Raw genomic sequence first — 14,116 nt, forward strand, 5'->3', positions numbered from 1 at the left:
CAATTCAGAGGGCCTTGTCATTGGGGTGGCGGAACAGTTCGCGCAAATCGTCGTTAAGAGGGAAACCGACGGTCATACCACCTTTGACGGAAATTTTATTCTGGAAGTATTTCTCAAAATTTCCTTCCATCTCTCCGCTCTTTGACATCTTCGTAATGACGTCGTCCACGAGGTTCTTGAACTGTGTGTCATCCTTGCGGAGCATGCATGCATAGGCTTCCCGGATCGCGGGTGTCCCGACAACTGCCCATTTTTTTGGTTCCCGTGAGCCCGCGACAACCGAATGGCTGATGATGTCGTCTTGCACAACGGCTTTTACCCGACCGCTCTCGAGGACGAGAAACGTTTCATTTATGTCCTTGGTAAGAACAATGTTAGCGTTCCACTTATGCTGTTCGTTCAACTGGCGGACGATGCGGTCTCCGGTGGTGCCGGCACTTACGGCGAGGGTCTTGCCTGCTACGTCATTCCAGTCGTTGATGCCGGAATCCTTCTTAACTAGCAATCGAAGGCCAATGATGAAAAAATTATTGGAGAAGGATACTTGCCTCTGTCGCTCTAGATTATTAGTGGTTGAGCTGCATTCCAGATCCACCGTTTGATTAGCGACCAGGGGGATTCGCGTTTGCGGCGTAACCTCCATAGTTTTAACCTGGAGATTAGGAAGATTCAGTTCTTTTTTTACACGTTCGACGACGCGCTGTTCGATATCCCACGAAAAGCCCGTTTGCTTGTTGTTGTCGTCCAGATAGTTAAATGGAATCGACGCAGCGCGCGTGCCAATGGTAATCGTGCCCGTATCGCGGATTTTTGCGAGTGTGCCGGTGGGTTGTGCCATTGTTGGTGCGGCCAAAAGCACGGTGACGGCTGAAACGAACATTGCAGTGATTTGTTTCGACATTTTTTGTCTCCAGTACCATTTGATGGTGGGGTAATTCCGTTGGCCGGGTCCCGCGTGAGCATCCAGGGTGTCGGGTTGATGCATGCTCAACCGGCCACCTACAGCGCAACCGCGGGTGAGGGCAATTTTGTCGGTCGGGGCCCGCGGCAGTAGCATCCCTTAGTTATCGGATGGTAAAGTTTCGTTATAGGTTTTGCTTCCACCACGCGATTGCCCCCACCATGCGCGTCACTGAGATTGAAACGTTCCGAGCAATTCTCCAAGCGGGATCTGCCCGCAAGGCGGCGAGTCTGCTGGGTCTGTCACAGCCGGCGGTCAGCAAAGCCATCAAGCGGCTCGAAGCCGAAGCCGGATTTGCGCTTTTTCAGCGGCTGAGGGGACGATTGCAGCCGACGCCGGAGGCCCTCGCACTAGTGCCAGATGTCGACCGGATGTATGTGGGTCTCAGCGCGATCGAGCACCGCATCAAAACGCTACGGGAGTTCGGGGTTGGCGCTCTCCAGATTGCGTGTAATCCGGCCTTCGGCTCAGGCCTCGTGCCACGCGCTCTGGGACGAATGAGGGAAGGAAAGTCTACGGGTCAATGGCCGAACGTATCGTTGCAAATTCTCAGTTCCCGCGACGTGCGTGAGCGGGTCGCGGCTGGGCAGTTTGACGTCGGTTTTTTTGCGGATGAAGTGACCACTGAGGGCCTCGAGTGCACGGTGTTCGCGGAACAGGCGGGTGTCGTCGTTATGCCGGAGGCTCATCCGCTGGCCCGGCACCGAGTGATTACGCCTCAACAGCTTGCAGAAGTTCCTTTCCTCGCGATGAATCCCGAAGATTCCTCGCGCAGGCGACTTGAGGAGAAACTCACAGAACATGGCGTTCGATTGAACATTGCCGTTCATGCGCCATACGCGTTCAATGTTTGTGAGTTGACACTCGCGGGCCTGGGCATCGGAGTGGTAAATCCCATTACGGCCCTCGAATACAGTAAGAGGGGGCTGGCGTTTCGCAAACTCTCAGTCGACGCGATGGTTATTTGCATCCAGGCCGTTCCCGCTGGTCGCTTGCTATCGACAACCGCACGGGAGTTTTTGGCAGCACTCCGGACGCAGCTTTCGGACGAGGAAAAGGCCGTCCAAGCGTACTTGAAGAACATCTAATAGGCGGGGGGTGTCGGTTTCGGGGTTGCGCATGATGAACGTCGCAGCGGTGGGCAGACAGGGAAGCCGCGACGCGGGTCGACTTCCGGGCATTCGGCCAAGGGAATCGGCGGCATAGAGACGCCATCGACCGTTATCCCTTCCATCTGCGCCGCTCAACGCGGCAGGTCAAGCGACAGATAATGGCCGGCTGCCGCCCGCAGGAGTAATAGCCGTCGTCCGTGTACTGCATGGTACATTCTGGCCTCTCTAGCCTTTTCCCGATATCGAAGCGAAGGATGCCAAGAACCAAAGCCTCGCCGACTGACCGCTCGACCAGCGAGCAGGCACTTCAATTGCTGGATGCGGCAACTGCCCACGTCCTCGAGAACGGCCTTGGCGATCTGTCGTTGCGAAGCGTGGCGGATGCCCTGGGTACCAGCCACCGGATGCTCATCTACTACTTTGGCTCTGCCGACGGCTTTTGGCAGGCGTTGCTATTCCGTGTGCGACATGCCGAACAGCAAGCGCGCGAAATGCTGCATGTCGAAGGGTTGGACGCAGAGGCGACCATGGTTGCAGCATGGGACCGCTATTCGGCGTCGAACTACCTGCCGATCATGCAGTTGCTGTTCGAGATCTACGGCAGAGCCATCCGGGATCGCGCGCGCTTCAGCGGCTTCCTTGATGATGTCATCGGCAGTTGGACTGCCGTCATTGCCGAGCGCTTGCAGCATGCTATGGACATCGGCGCGGACGAGGCGCGACTCTTTGCACGTGTCGAAGTCGCGACAATTCGCGGCTTGCTGCTCGACCTGATCACGACCGGCGATCGCGAGGGAACAACGGCTGCGCTCAAATATTTCGCGAGCAAGATGAGCGCACCCCGCAGGCCGCAGCAGAAAAAATAGCCCGCAGGCGGCCATGCCGCCGAGAACGCCATCGTCATCATCGAGGCGCCGGCTGCTTGCCGGCGGATAGTCCTCGGAACACCCCTCCATCAAGCGTAGCGCCGCCGCTCTGGTTGCGCTTCTCATCACCTTTCCCGCGCCGCGCTGCTTCCGCGCTTTCGCGTAAACCCCAATTTCGCCGTAGCGTGTACCACATGGTACATTCATCACGATCGTCGCTTTGGGTGCCGACGAAAAGATGAATCAGGTGGGATATGAACGTGCAACGAATTTGGGGATGGACTGCAGCGGCGGTGGCTTCGCTGGCGCTGTCGGCTACGGCCTGCGCGCAGGGCTTCCCAGCGAAACCAATCCGGCTGGTGGTGCCGCAGGCGGGCGGGACAGGCAACGACGTACTGGCCCGGGCATTGGCCGAGAAGCTCGGGCAGGCGTGGAAGCAGCCCGTTGTCGTCGAGAACAAGCCTGGTGCCAATGGCACGCTGGCTATCTCGTACGTGCTGGGGCAGCCGGCCGACGGCTACACGCTGTTCTTTGCCGGCGTTTCCAACCTGAGCTTCAATCCGTTCCTCTATCCGAAGCTGCCGTACTCGCCGACCAAGGATCTGACCGGCGTGGCCATGCTTGCCAACTCGCCGTTCGTCTTTGTCGCCTCGCCATCACTGCAGGTACAGACGTTCCAGGAATTTGTGCGCATGGCCAAGGCGCGTCCGGGAGAGATCAGCTTCGCGTCGGGTGGCATCGGCAACTCCACGCACCTGGCGATGGAACTGGTTGCGGAGCGCACCGGAATCCAGATGCAGCACGTGCCGTTCAACGGGACCGGAGGATCGACCAGTCTGATGAATGGGCAAACGCCCGTGATGATGAACGTGGTGGCCGGTGTGCAGCCATTCATCGCCGGCAAGAAACTGCTGCCACTGGCAGTGACCGGTGAAAAGCGGCTGGCTGCGCTGCCGACGGTGCCGACCTTCAAGGAGCTGGGCTACGACGTGGAGGTGCCAGGCTGGTACGCGATCGTGGCGCGGACCGGCACGCCGCCAGATGTGATCCAGAAGATCAACACGGATATCAACCACATTCTGGACGATCCGCAATTCAAGGAGAAGCTGGGCTTCCAGTTTCTCGACGCCATCAAGGGGCCGCCCTCGGAAGTCGGCCGCTATATGAAGCGCGACGCCGACGCGTGGAGGCCAATCATTCGCCGCCTCAACATCTCTCTCTAGGTCACGCCATGCCTCATCTCACGAAAGCTGTACACGAATCCCGCCTGTCGGCGATGCAGCGCCTGATGGATCGCCTGCGCGTTGATGCCCTGGTTTTCGGCATGCCTGACTTCTTCCAGTACGCCACGAACTTCCAGCTTGATGTGTGGCCCTGGGAGCGGCCTGTGTTTGTTGTCGTGCCGCGCAATGGCGAGACGTTTGCCGTGATGAACGAGCTCTCCACCAACCACATGCGGTTCGCGGCAAAGAAGGGCACGGTATGGCTCTCGGATGTGACTTACTACGCCGAGCATCCACGCGTGGCCAACCGTCTTGCGCTGCCATCGCAACTGCCGGAGGTGGTCGCTGCGTTGCTGAGCCAGAAGGGACTGGGCATGTCACGCATCGCCGTGGACGTCAATCATCCGATACTTGCCGGGGCACAGCGCCATCTTCCTGAGTTGACATTGCGCCCGGCCCTTGCCGAAATGCGGAGCCTGCGGTGGGTCAAGCACGACGAGGAACTGCAGAACATGCGCGCCTTGGCCGGCCTTACCGACTGGGTGCAGGACAGGTACAGGGAGAACATCCGTCCCGGCCGTCTGGTTCAGGAGCTGGATCACGCCATGGCGGCGCTCATGGTCGAAGAAGCGGCCACGCGATTTCCCGGCGAGGATTTCGAAATTCTGAAGTGCTGGACCCTGACTGGCGCGGCGTCGGCATCCCCGCATGGCGACGGTGCATCCTGCGGGGCACGCATTGCCAAGGGCGACACGATCGTCAATCTTGTGTTGCCCAGGCTGAATGGGCTCTATGTCGAAAACGAACGCACCTGGTTCTGTGGTCAGCCATCCGACGAGCAGGCGAAGTTCTACCGCGTGGCAGCACAGGCGACGGATGCCGCTGTCGCTGCTGCTGTGGTCGGCCGGCGCGTCTGCGATATGGACGCCGCCGCTCAGGCCGTGATCGAAGCAGCGGGGTGTGGTGAATTCATTTTCCACAGAACGGGCCATGCGGTTGGCCTGATGCTGCACGAGTATCCGGAGGACATGGCATTCAATACCCGTGCCCTGCTGGCAGGAGAAGTCTATTCGTCCGAGCCAGGGTTGTACGTGTATGGCCTCGGCGGCTTCAGGCTCGATGACACGGTCATTGTTGGCGAAGAGCCTGAGGTTATCGTCCGGACACCGAAGACGTTGTCGTATGCCACGGTCGCGTAAGTTTCAGAATTGGCTGTGATCTAGCAAGCGAAATTTGACGCCGGGATCGGCGGTTGTCAACCCGCTGCCGCCGTTCCACCTTTGGTACGCCGAGCGTCGGTTTACGGAGCGCTACGGCCACTCACTCGCTTTGTCGCGGGCGCATCGTCGGCCGTTGCCGACTTTCGGTGCGGCTGCCTCAAACGTCTGCAACCGTGAGAGTGTCGAATCTTATTCATAACAAATCCGCCATCTGGTAATGCCCGATGTCATGGACAGTGTGGGACGATTACGCGCGGGAAATATCAGGTCGATGTGCCCGCGTACCCCCTCGCTACACGGGCCGCCGAGCGACACAGCTCCTATTGACTTCCATTATCGAACTGCACCCGACTAGGGCGAGCGTCCGGTCGATTTCTTCTTTGATCATTGCGACGACGTCAGATACACCAGTCTCGCCTTTCGCGGAGAGCCCGTACAAGGTGGCGCGTCCGAGCATGACGGCCTTGGCACCCAATGCGACCGCCTTTACCACATCGCCCCCTCTTCGAATGCCACTGTCCAGAATGAGGTTGGTGGTCGGAGTCCGATCAGAAATGCTCGGCAACGAGTCAATCGGTGCAGGAAGCTCTGCAAGCTGTCGTCCGCCATGATTTGAGACTATGATACCGTCGACGCCGATTTCCACGCATCGTTCGGCATCCTCAGCCGTCAGGATGCCTTTGACGAGCAGTTTTCCAGGCCAGTCGTCGCGCAAACGACGGAGGTCGTCCCAACCAAAGCTCGCGTCCATTTCCCGCCGCAGCACCGCAGCCTGCGACGCGGTATCAGACGCGTCGTCGGTCGCTAAGTTCTTCAACTGCGGCATGCCATTCGTTAGGTAGGACCAGAGCCAACGGGGATGTGAAATGCCATCGAGAGCTCCTCGTGCAGTGATCTTGAATGGCATAGCGAACCCGTTTCGCAGATCACGCTCCCGAAACCCATTCACCGCAACGTCCGTGGTTAGGATCAACGTCGAATAGTTAGCCGCTCGGGCTCGGCTGACCAAGCTGGTCGCCAGATTCCGATGTACCACGTATAACTGAAACCACAAGTCTCCGTCCGCTCCCTTTGATATCTCTTCGATGGACATATTCGACGCGGTAGAGAGTGCGAACGGAATCCCGGCCTTGCTCGCAGCGCGTGCAAGCGCAAGGTCTCCCTTGGGCCAGAACGCACTATTAAGGCCTGTCGGCGCTATCACAAGCGGCGAGGAGATTTGTCTTCCCAGAAGCTCGGTAGACTGCTCCCGCTTGCTCACATCAATAAGACGCCGGGGACGCAATTCCCATCTATCAAAGGCAGCACGATTGTGCCTGAGGCCTGACTCGTCGTCCGCTCCGCCTTCCAGATAGTCAAATACCATCCTTGGTAACCGACGCCTAGCCTCAGAACGATAGTCACCGACGGAGAAGAAACCGGGAAATGCTCTTGTCATGATTGCGTCTTGCGTGATTGAACTGAAAGCCGGAAACGCATTACGTCCGTCCTGAGGATTGCTCATGTGATTATTCCGCGGATAGCGAATCTCGACGACGTCATACTCGTGGGATCAATGACTTGGTGGAGTAGCCGAACCTAAGCCGCTGGCCATTGCTTGGATTAGAACTTGTGCCTCATCCCCAGCATCGCCCCCAGCCGCGTCCCTTTGCCGAACGTGTTACCGCTGTTATTGAAGGTAGGCGAGCTGTTCAATGCGGTCCACGTCCCTTTCAGATTGGTGTAGTCGACCTCCACATATACGTCCGCGCGCTTAGAGAACGCGTAGTTCAGCATGCCCGCCGTTCCTGATGCGTTCAAGAGTGAGACGGCTGATGCCAGGCAATTACCCGCGCCTCGACGAGGCGCATGAGCGACAGCAGCGTCTCGGTTGTGGGCAGCTTCATGTTTAAGCTCTCGGCCGTGGCGACCGCTGCTCCATTGATCGCTTCGATCTCGGTGCGGCGTCCGGCCTGAACGTCCTGCAACATCGATGGCTTGTGCCCCTTGTGCTCGGCAATGGCGCCTGCGACATTGGCTTTGCACTTGACTGGATTCACTTCGATACCGAGCCTCTGTGCGACCGACAGGACTTCAACGACGATTTGCTCTGCGAGCCGGCTACCTTCAGGCGTAGTGCCGAGTTGATCGACTGTGCACCCAGTTACGGCGCAGATGCTGTTAAGCGCGGCGTTGAACGCAACCTTCTCCCAAATCGCAGCCCATACGGTGGCATCCGGACTGCATTGGAGACCGGCGGCCGAAAGCGTCTCGGAGACTGCGGAGACGATCGGTCTGACGTTGCCGTCAGCGGTCATGAGTCTAACGATACCTTTGCCGTGCGAGTGCACGTGGCCAGGCGCGACCATGTCGGCCGGCCAGGTGGTGACGCCGATGAGGATGCGCTCTGTCGAGGCGAACTCGCTGATCTTCTCGACGTTGCCTAGCCCGTTCTGCAGGGAAAGCACATGAACTTCCGGACCCATCAGGTGCCTGACGCCTTGGAGCGCGGCGCCAGTGTGCAGGGTCTTGGTAAAGATCACCAGCAATTCGGGTAGCTCCCGAGCTTCCTCAGGTCGGCAGATCTTCAGCGTCTTCACACGCCGATCCCCGTTGTCCGTGACCAATCGCAAGCCATCCGATCGGATGGCGCCGATGTGTGCATCGTTGATGTCGATCAAAGTGACATCATTGCCGCACTCAGCTAGCAAGCCGCCAAACATTGAGCCCATGGCGCCAGCGCCGACGATGGTAATTTTCATGGTTGCCCTCAGATTTTCAGCTAGTGATTGCCGCCGTGGAACGCGGCGTTACCAGCCCGTCACGCTTGGGGATGTGATGCCTGACGACAAGGAGCGCGAGCATCGCAAAGACCATCGCGGTGCCAAGTAGTGCGAGATAAGCCATCGCACCACCGGCCGTAATGACAACGGCCCCTGCGAAAGCACTGAGAATCGCACCCAGTCGTCCGAAGGCCAGCGCGGACGCGGTGCCGGTCGCTCTGACGCTGGTGGGGTACATGAACGCGCACAGCGCGTACATGGTGGACTGCACTGCATTGACGAACATGCCATGCACACCGAAGCCGAAGATCAACAGATTCGTGTCCTGCCCGACATTCAGGGTCTGCATCGCGAATGCACTGGCGGCTGCTCCGGCGCAGCACAGCACCAAGGGCCAACGTGACCCGAATCGCGTTATTGCAACAGCGCAGACCAATGCGCCAATTACGCCTCCGAGGTTGTAGGCGGTCAACCCCGAGCCAGCGACGGCCATCGACAATCCTTCTGATGCCAGCATTGTCGGCAGCCAGCTAAAGGCGCTGTAGACGGCGGTAAGACACAGGAAGAACGCAGCCCAGGTTGCCAGCGTGTCGCGCGCGAGACCGTTTGAGAACAGCGCGCCAAATCCGGCCCGCTTTTCCACGACCTGTTCCGCGGCGTCGGTGTACGTTGCATTGGCAGCCATCGGATGGCCCATACGCCCTAGCAGCTTGCCCAACTCCTCCCAGCGTGCCGGATGGCGTGCAAGGAATCGAGGTGTCTCTGGCAACGTGAACAGAAGAATGGTAGCCAGCGCAATTGGAAAGGTTCCACCGATAAAGAACAGTCCACGCCAGCCGAATGTCGGCAGGATTTCACCGGCAAAGAGGCCCGCCAGCATGCCGCCGAGCGGTACGCAGACGATCGTGGCCGTGACGGCGAGTGTCCTGCGACGAGCCGGCGTGAACTCAGCCGTAACCGTGGTCGAACTCGGCAGTGCGCCACCTATGCCCAGGCCGGCGACAAACCTCAGCGCAGCCACCGTCAGGACATCGGGCGCGAGGCCAATGGCGCAGGTCGCTGCGCCGAAGACAAAGACGCTGGAGATAACCGCCATCCGACGGCCGAATCGGTCCGCGAACAGGCCTGCACAGGCGCTGCCGATTCCCATGCCAATGAGGCCAGCGGCGACCGCTGGGGCGAAGGCGCTTCGCGTGATGTTCCACTCCTTGATCATCAATGGAATCGCGAAGCCGATGAGTTGGCCGTCAAAGCCGTCCATCACAATGGACAGGGCCGCCAGGAAGACCACAAACTTTTGCATGGTCGTATAGGCGCCGTCGTCGAGCAGGCGACCGATATCGGCATTGCCCCTGAAGGGAACCGCTTGGGAGCTCATGCGCATACTCCCAGGTTGCAGGTCGTGGGCAGCATGCGCTGGCATTGGTTGCGCGCTCGAAATGCTTGCGCGCCAACGGCTGACGGGGTTCGATCGATCATGTCTTGTCTCCTGATTGAGCGCTCTGGCGTCTGCGCGCCCTGGTAGTAGTAGTAGCAGGGTCCAACCTATACGCCTGCCGGAAAACTGCTTTATTGAGAAAACGGCATTCCTCACCACATAGCTTTCTGACAGCCATCGCCTCTTTCCGGGCGGTCTGACGGACTGAGTCTCAGTCGTCCAGCGCGTCGAATGGCAAGCCGACATAGTTCTCGGCCAGCGCTGTCGAAGCAGCGCGCGAGCCCGTTACGTAGTCGAGTTCGGCGACCTGCACCTTGTGCTGGAACTCGTCCGCGTTGGGGAAGCGATGCAGCATCGACGTCATCCACCACGAGAAGCGTTGCGCCTTCCAGATGCGCCGCAGTGCGGTTTCGCTGTAGCGCTCGAGCAAATCCTGACGGCCGCTCTGGTAGAACTTGCCGATGGCCCGTGCGAGCACTCGTACGTCGGCCGCCGCGAGGTTCAGACCCTTGGCGCCCGTGGGCGGCACGACGTGCGCCGCGTCTCCCGCCAGGAACAGACGGCCGTACTGCATCGGCTCCGTCACGAAACTGCGCATCCCGACCACGGTCTTGCTGAATATCTCGCCCTTTTTGGGGACCCAGCCGTCACGCGTTGCCAGACGTTCGCGAAATTCACTCCAGATACGGTCGTCGGACCAGTTTTCAATTTTGTCGGTCGGCTCGCACTGCAAGTACATGCGTTGCACATCGGGTGAACGCGTGCTGACGAGAGCAAAGCCGCGATCGCTCAAGGCGTAGATCAGTTCGTCTGATGACGGCGGTGCCTTGCACAGGATTCCGAGCCATCCGAAAGGGTAGAGCCGCTCGAAGCCCCTAAGTACGCCTGTCGGAATCGATGGGCGACTAACCCCTTGCGTGCCATCGCAGCCGGCGATGAAGTCGGCCTCAATTGTTTGCAGATCGCCGCCCAATTGACGAAATCGCACGCTCGGCGAGGTCGAGTCGAGGTCGTGGACGCTGACATCGGTCACTTCGAACCGAATGTCGCCACCCGTCGTTAGGCGCGCTTCCACCAAGTCCTTGATCACCTCGTGCTGTGCATAGACCATTACAGCCTTGCCACCAGTGAGTTCTGGAAAATCGATGCGGCGGTCAATCCCGTCGAAGCGCAGGATCGTTCCTTCGTGCCGAAAGCCCTCGCGCCCCATACGCGCGCCAACGCCAATCTCGTTCATGAGATCAACCGTCCCCTGCTCGAGCACGCCGGCGCGGATCGTGGCTTCGATGGCTTCGCGGCTGCGGGTTTCGAGGACAATCGACTCGATGCCTTGCAGGTGCAGGATTTGGGACAGCAGAAGCCCGGCCGGACCGGCACCGATGATGGCAACTTGAGTTTTCATTCCGGTGTTTCTCTCAGAAGGGGTAGTGACGCTGGGTCGTTTGAACGGTCACCCACCGCAGATCGGTGAAGGCTTCGACACCAGCTTTCCCGCCGAAATGGCCAATGCCACTGCCTTTGACGCCGCCAAATGGCATCTGCGCTTCGTCGTGCACCGTGGGTCCGTTCACGTGGCAAATGCCTGACTCGATGCGTCCCGCTACCTGGATGGCGCGGGCCACATCACGGCCGAAGACCGCGGCGGCGAGGCCGTATTCATTATCGTTGGCGCAAGCGATTGCCTCTTCGACGCCACTGACACGCACGATGCCCTTCACGGGGCCGAATGCTTCCTCGCGGAAGATGCGCATGTCCGGCGTTACGTGGTCGAGCAGGGTCGCGGGCATCAGCGTGTCGTTCGCCTTGCCACCCGCTACGAGCTTCGCGCCTTTCAAAAGCGCATCATCGATCAGTTCGTTGCAGCGCTTTGCCGTGCTCATGTCCACGACTGAGCCGAGGACCACCGGGCCAAGACGCGGATCACCGAGCGGAAGACTCGATGCACGTGCGCTCAACTTGGCAACGAACTCATCGGCGATGGCCGAATCGACGACGATCCGCTCGGTCGACATGCAGATCTGTCCCGAATTGGCGAACGCACCGAACACGGCCGCGTTGACGGCGGCATCGACATCGGCGTCTTCGAGGACAACGAGCGGCGCTTTGCCGCCGAGTTCGAGAACCACGGGCTTCAGGTACTTCGCGCAGGTCGCAGCAATGAGCTTGCCCACGTGGGTGGACCCGGTGAAGTTGACCCGCCGCACAGCCGGGTGCGAAATCATGGCTTCGACGACAGCAGCCGCGTCGGCCGGCGCATTGGTGACAAAGTTCACCACGCCCTTGGGCAGCCCGGCCTCTTGCAGCGCCTCGATGATGAGGCCGTGTGTCGCCGGACAGATCTCGCTGCCCTTGAGCACCACCGTATTGCCACAAGCCAGTGGCGTCGCGATGGCCCGTACAGCCAGGATCACGGGCGCGTTCCAGGGGGCGATGCCCAGAACGACCCCCGCAGGCTGTCGCACGCCCATGGCGAGGTTGCCCGGCACGTCGGAAGGAATAATCTCGCCGCCGATCTGTGTAGTCAGCGATGCGGCCTCTAGAAGCATGCTGGCCGCAAGGTGAACGTTGAAGCCTGCCCAGATCGCCGATGCGCCGGTTTCGGACGCCACGGCAGCCGCGAAGGCCTCGGCTTTCGCTTCGAGGGCTTGTGCGGCCTTCGTCAGCATCGTTCTGCGCTCGGTTGGCCCGGTGCGCGACCATGTCTTGAAGGCCGCAGCGGCAGCGTCGACGGCCATGACCGCGTCTTCTTCGGTGGCCGCAGGCGCGACCGTCGCAACGCTGCCGTCAAGCGGATTGCGTCGCTCGAAGGTGGCGCCATTGCGGGCCTGGACTTGCTCGCCGTTGATCAACATCGAAATCTTCATTGGTTTGTCTCCGGAAGGGTCTTGTATGGAAGCGGGAGCGGGCGGTGTGTTCAGGCGACCTGAACCTCCACGACGTTTGGCGTCTTGCCGGCCAAGGCAAGGTCGAGCACTGCCCGCAAATCGCCGGAATTGCTGACGAGCGTGGCAGCGCATCCCATGCCCTTTGCCAGCGACACGAAATCGATGTCGGGCAGTTCCGTTCCCTGAACGACATCGGTTGCAGCGAACCCGAACACGGGCGCGAAATCCTGTAGCGCAGCGTACCGACGGTTGTTCAGGATCACGAAAGTGATCGGCAGCTTGAGTTGAGCTGCCGTCCACAGCGCCTGTATCGAGTACATGCTGGAACCGTCGCCCATCAGGCAGATGACGCGGCTGCCCGGTTTGCCGAGCGCCACGCCCACCGCTGCCGGCATGCCATAGCCGAGACCGCCGCTGTCCATCGTGAAGAAGGTTTCGCTGCGGGTGATGGGTAGATAGGCTTGCATCACCGGGCGCGCGCTCGGTGCTTCCTCGACCACGATGTCTTCGGGCGCTTTCACCTCCGCTAACGTCTGAAGGACATAGGCAACTGACATCAAAGGCGAAGGCTCTGCCCGTGGCGCCTTGATCCTGGCCGGCGGCACGGTCCGAACCTGGGGCGCCGGGCGGGCCAGCAGATCAAGTACGCCCAGGCGGATGCTGCCGACAGCCGACATTCCGACCGGCGTCCAAGCCGCGGTATCCGGGTCCTCGGTTAGCTGGCACAACGTAGCACCGCTTGGGATGTGTGGTCCCGCGCCTTCGACGTGATACGCGAACGCGGGCGCGCCAATGGCCAGGACCAGGTCATGGTCACCAAGCAGTTTGACGATCCGCTCACGCATTGCGGGCAGGAAGCCAGCGAACAACCGATGATCCTCGGGGAAACTGCACCGGCCCGACATCGGCGCCGCCCACACGCGGGCGTTGTGCGCCTCTGCCAGAGCAACGACCTCGTTCCACGCGTTGTCCCGATCGATCGCGGCACCGACGACGATCGCCGGTCTATGACTTGCATCTAGCGCGTCGCCTATTTGTGCCAGAACGGCAGGCTGCGGGCGAAGCTCCGTACTCACAACCCTTGCCGGCACCAACTCTGCTGGCTGGTCCCAGTCGTCTACCGGCACCGACACGAGAACGGGGCCACGGGGCGGCATCATCGCGATGTAGTACGCCCGCGCGATGGCCTGCGGCACGTCTTGAGCCCGCGCTGGCTCGATGCTCCATTTCACATAGGGCCTGGGGAGTTCAGTGGCTTGGGTGGAAGACAGGAATGGGTCGAAAGGGAGGATCGAACGCGCCTGCTGGCCTGCCGTGATGACCATCGGCGTGCGGTTTTTGTGAGCGGTAAAGATGTTGCCCATCGCATTGCCCACGCCTGCTGCCGAATGCAAGTTCACGAAGGAAGCGTTTCGCGTTGCCTGGGCGTAGCCATCCGCCATGCCGACCACGGTAGCCTCCTGCAAACCGAGGACGTAGCGGAAGTCGTTTGGGAAATCGCGAAACATTGGCAGCTCAGTCGAACCGGGGTTCGCGAACACGGATGTCATGCCGAAACGACGCATGAGGTCGACGACGGCGTGGCGGACGGTGACGGTGCCGGGTTGCTTGGCTGCTTCGACGACGGCGAGGGGTACGGGTCCGGTCAT

The 14,116-nt window shown here is 60.2% G+C and carries 12 protein-coding genes; 4 read left to right on the forward strand and 8 right to left on the reverse strand.

Going from position 1 to position 14,116, the window contains the following annotated elements; translation table 11 throughout:
- Nucleotides 1-4: 4 nt before the first annotated feature.
- Nucleotides 5-901, reverse strand: coding sequence for a transporter substrate-binding domain-containing protein (locus ACIGJC_RS19415; RefSeq protein WP_483713748.1), 897 nt, complete (start codon nucleotides 899-901; stop codon nucleotides 5-7).
- A gap of 221 nt (nucleotides 902-1,122) precedes the next feature.
- Here ACIGJC_RS19415 and ACIGJC_RS19420 point away from each other — a divergent pair, with 221 nt between their 5' ends.
- The 4 genes from ACIGJC_RS19420 (at nucleotide 1,123) to ACIGJC_RS19435 (ending at nucleotide 5,361) form a co-directional block, all read left to right on the forward strand.
- Nucleotides 1,123-2,049, forward strand: coding sequence for a LysR substrate-binding domain-containing protein (locus tag ACIGJC_RS19420; RefSeq protein ID WP_483713749.1), 927 nt, complete (start codon nucleotides 1,123-1,125; stop codon nucleotides 2,047-2,049).
- Nucleotides 2,050-2,327: 278 nt separating this feature from the next.
- Entirely contained in the window at nucleotides 2,328-2,939 is a 612-nt protein-coding gene (locus ACIGJC_RS19425; protein ID WP_483713750.1) for a TetR family transcriptional regulator, read from the forward strand.
- Nucleotides 2,940-3,199: 260 nt separating this feature from the next.
- Nucleotides 3,200-4,162, forward strand: coding sequence for a Bug family tripartite tricarboxylate transporter substrate binding protein (locus ACIGJC_RS19430; protein WP_483713751.1), 963 nt, complete (start codon nucleotides 3,200-3,202; stop codon nucleotides 4,160-4,162).
- 8 nt (nucleotides 4,163-4,170) lie between these two features.
- Nucleotides 4,171-5,361: a M24 family metallopeptidase gene (locus ACIGJC_RS19435; protein ID WP_483713752.1), complete on the forward strand. Its 1,191-nt coding sequence runs from the start codon at nucleotides 4,171-4,173 to the stop codon at nucleotides 5,359-5,361.
- A 313-nt stretch (nucleotides 5,362-5,674) separates the two neighbouring features.
- On the opposite strand, the gene ACIGJC_RS19440 is transcribed toward ACIGJC_RS19435, so the two are convergent.
- The 7 genes from ACIGJC_RS19440 to mdlC all read right to left on the reverse strand — a co-directional run bounded on the left by ACIGJC_RS19440 (nucleotide 5,675) and on the right by mdlC (nucleotide 14,116).
- Nucleotides 5,675-6,820: an alpha-hydroxy-acid oxidizing protein gene (locus ACIGJC_RS19440; RefSeq protein ID WP_483714478.1), complete on the reverse strand. Its 1,146-nt coding sequence runs from the start codon at nucleotides 6,818-6,820 to the stop codon at nucleotides 5,675-5,677.
- A 164-nt stretch (nucleotides 6,821-6,984) separates the two neighbouring features.
- Nucleotides 6,985-7,158, reverse strand: a complete 174-nt coding sequence (locus tag ACIGJC_RS19445) for a hypothetical protein (protein WP_483713754.1) — start codon at nucleotides 7,156-7,158, stop codon at nucleotides 6,985-6,987.
- Between the two features lie 20 nt (nucleotides 7,159-7,178).
- Entirely contained in the window at nucleotides 7,179-8,123 is a 945-nt protein-coding gene (locus ACIGJC_RS19450) for a ketopantoate reductase family protein (protein ID WP_483713756.1), read from the reverse strand.
- A 16-nt stretch (nucleotides 8,124-8,139) separates the two neighbouring features.
- Nucleotides 8,140-9,522, reverse strand: a complete 1,383-nt coding sequence (locus ACIGJC_RS19455) for an MFS transporter (protein WP_483713757.1) — start codon at nucleotides 9,520-9,522, stop codon at nucleotides 8,140-8,142.
- A 271-nt stretch (nucleotides 9,523-9,793) separates the two neighbouring features.
- On the reverse strand, nucleotides 9,794-10,984 hold the full coding sequence (gene pobA / locus ACIGJC_RS19460) for a 4-hydroxybenzoate 3-monooxygenase (protein WP_483713758.1): 1,191 nt from the start codon (nucleotides 10,982-10,984) through the stop codon (nucleotides 9,794-9,796).
- 13 nt (nucleotides 10,985-10,997) lie between these two features.
- Entirely contained in the window at nucleotides 10,998-12,446 is a 1,449-nt protein-coding gene (locus ACIGJC_RS19465) for an aldehyde dehydrogenase (RefSeq protein WP_483713760.1), read from the reverse strand.
- Between the two features lie 50 nt (nucleotides 12,447-12,496).
- A complete protein-coding gene (gene mdlC / locus ACIGJC_RS19470; protein WP_483713761.1) occupies nucleotides 12,497-14,116 on the reverse strand; it encodes a benzoylformate decarboxylase in 1,620 nt (539 codons plus the stop codon).

This window comes from Cupriavidus sp. C3SS-1 (assembly GCF_057073755.1).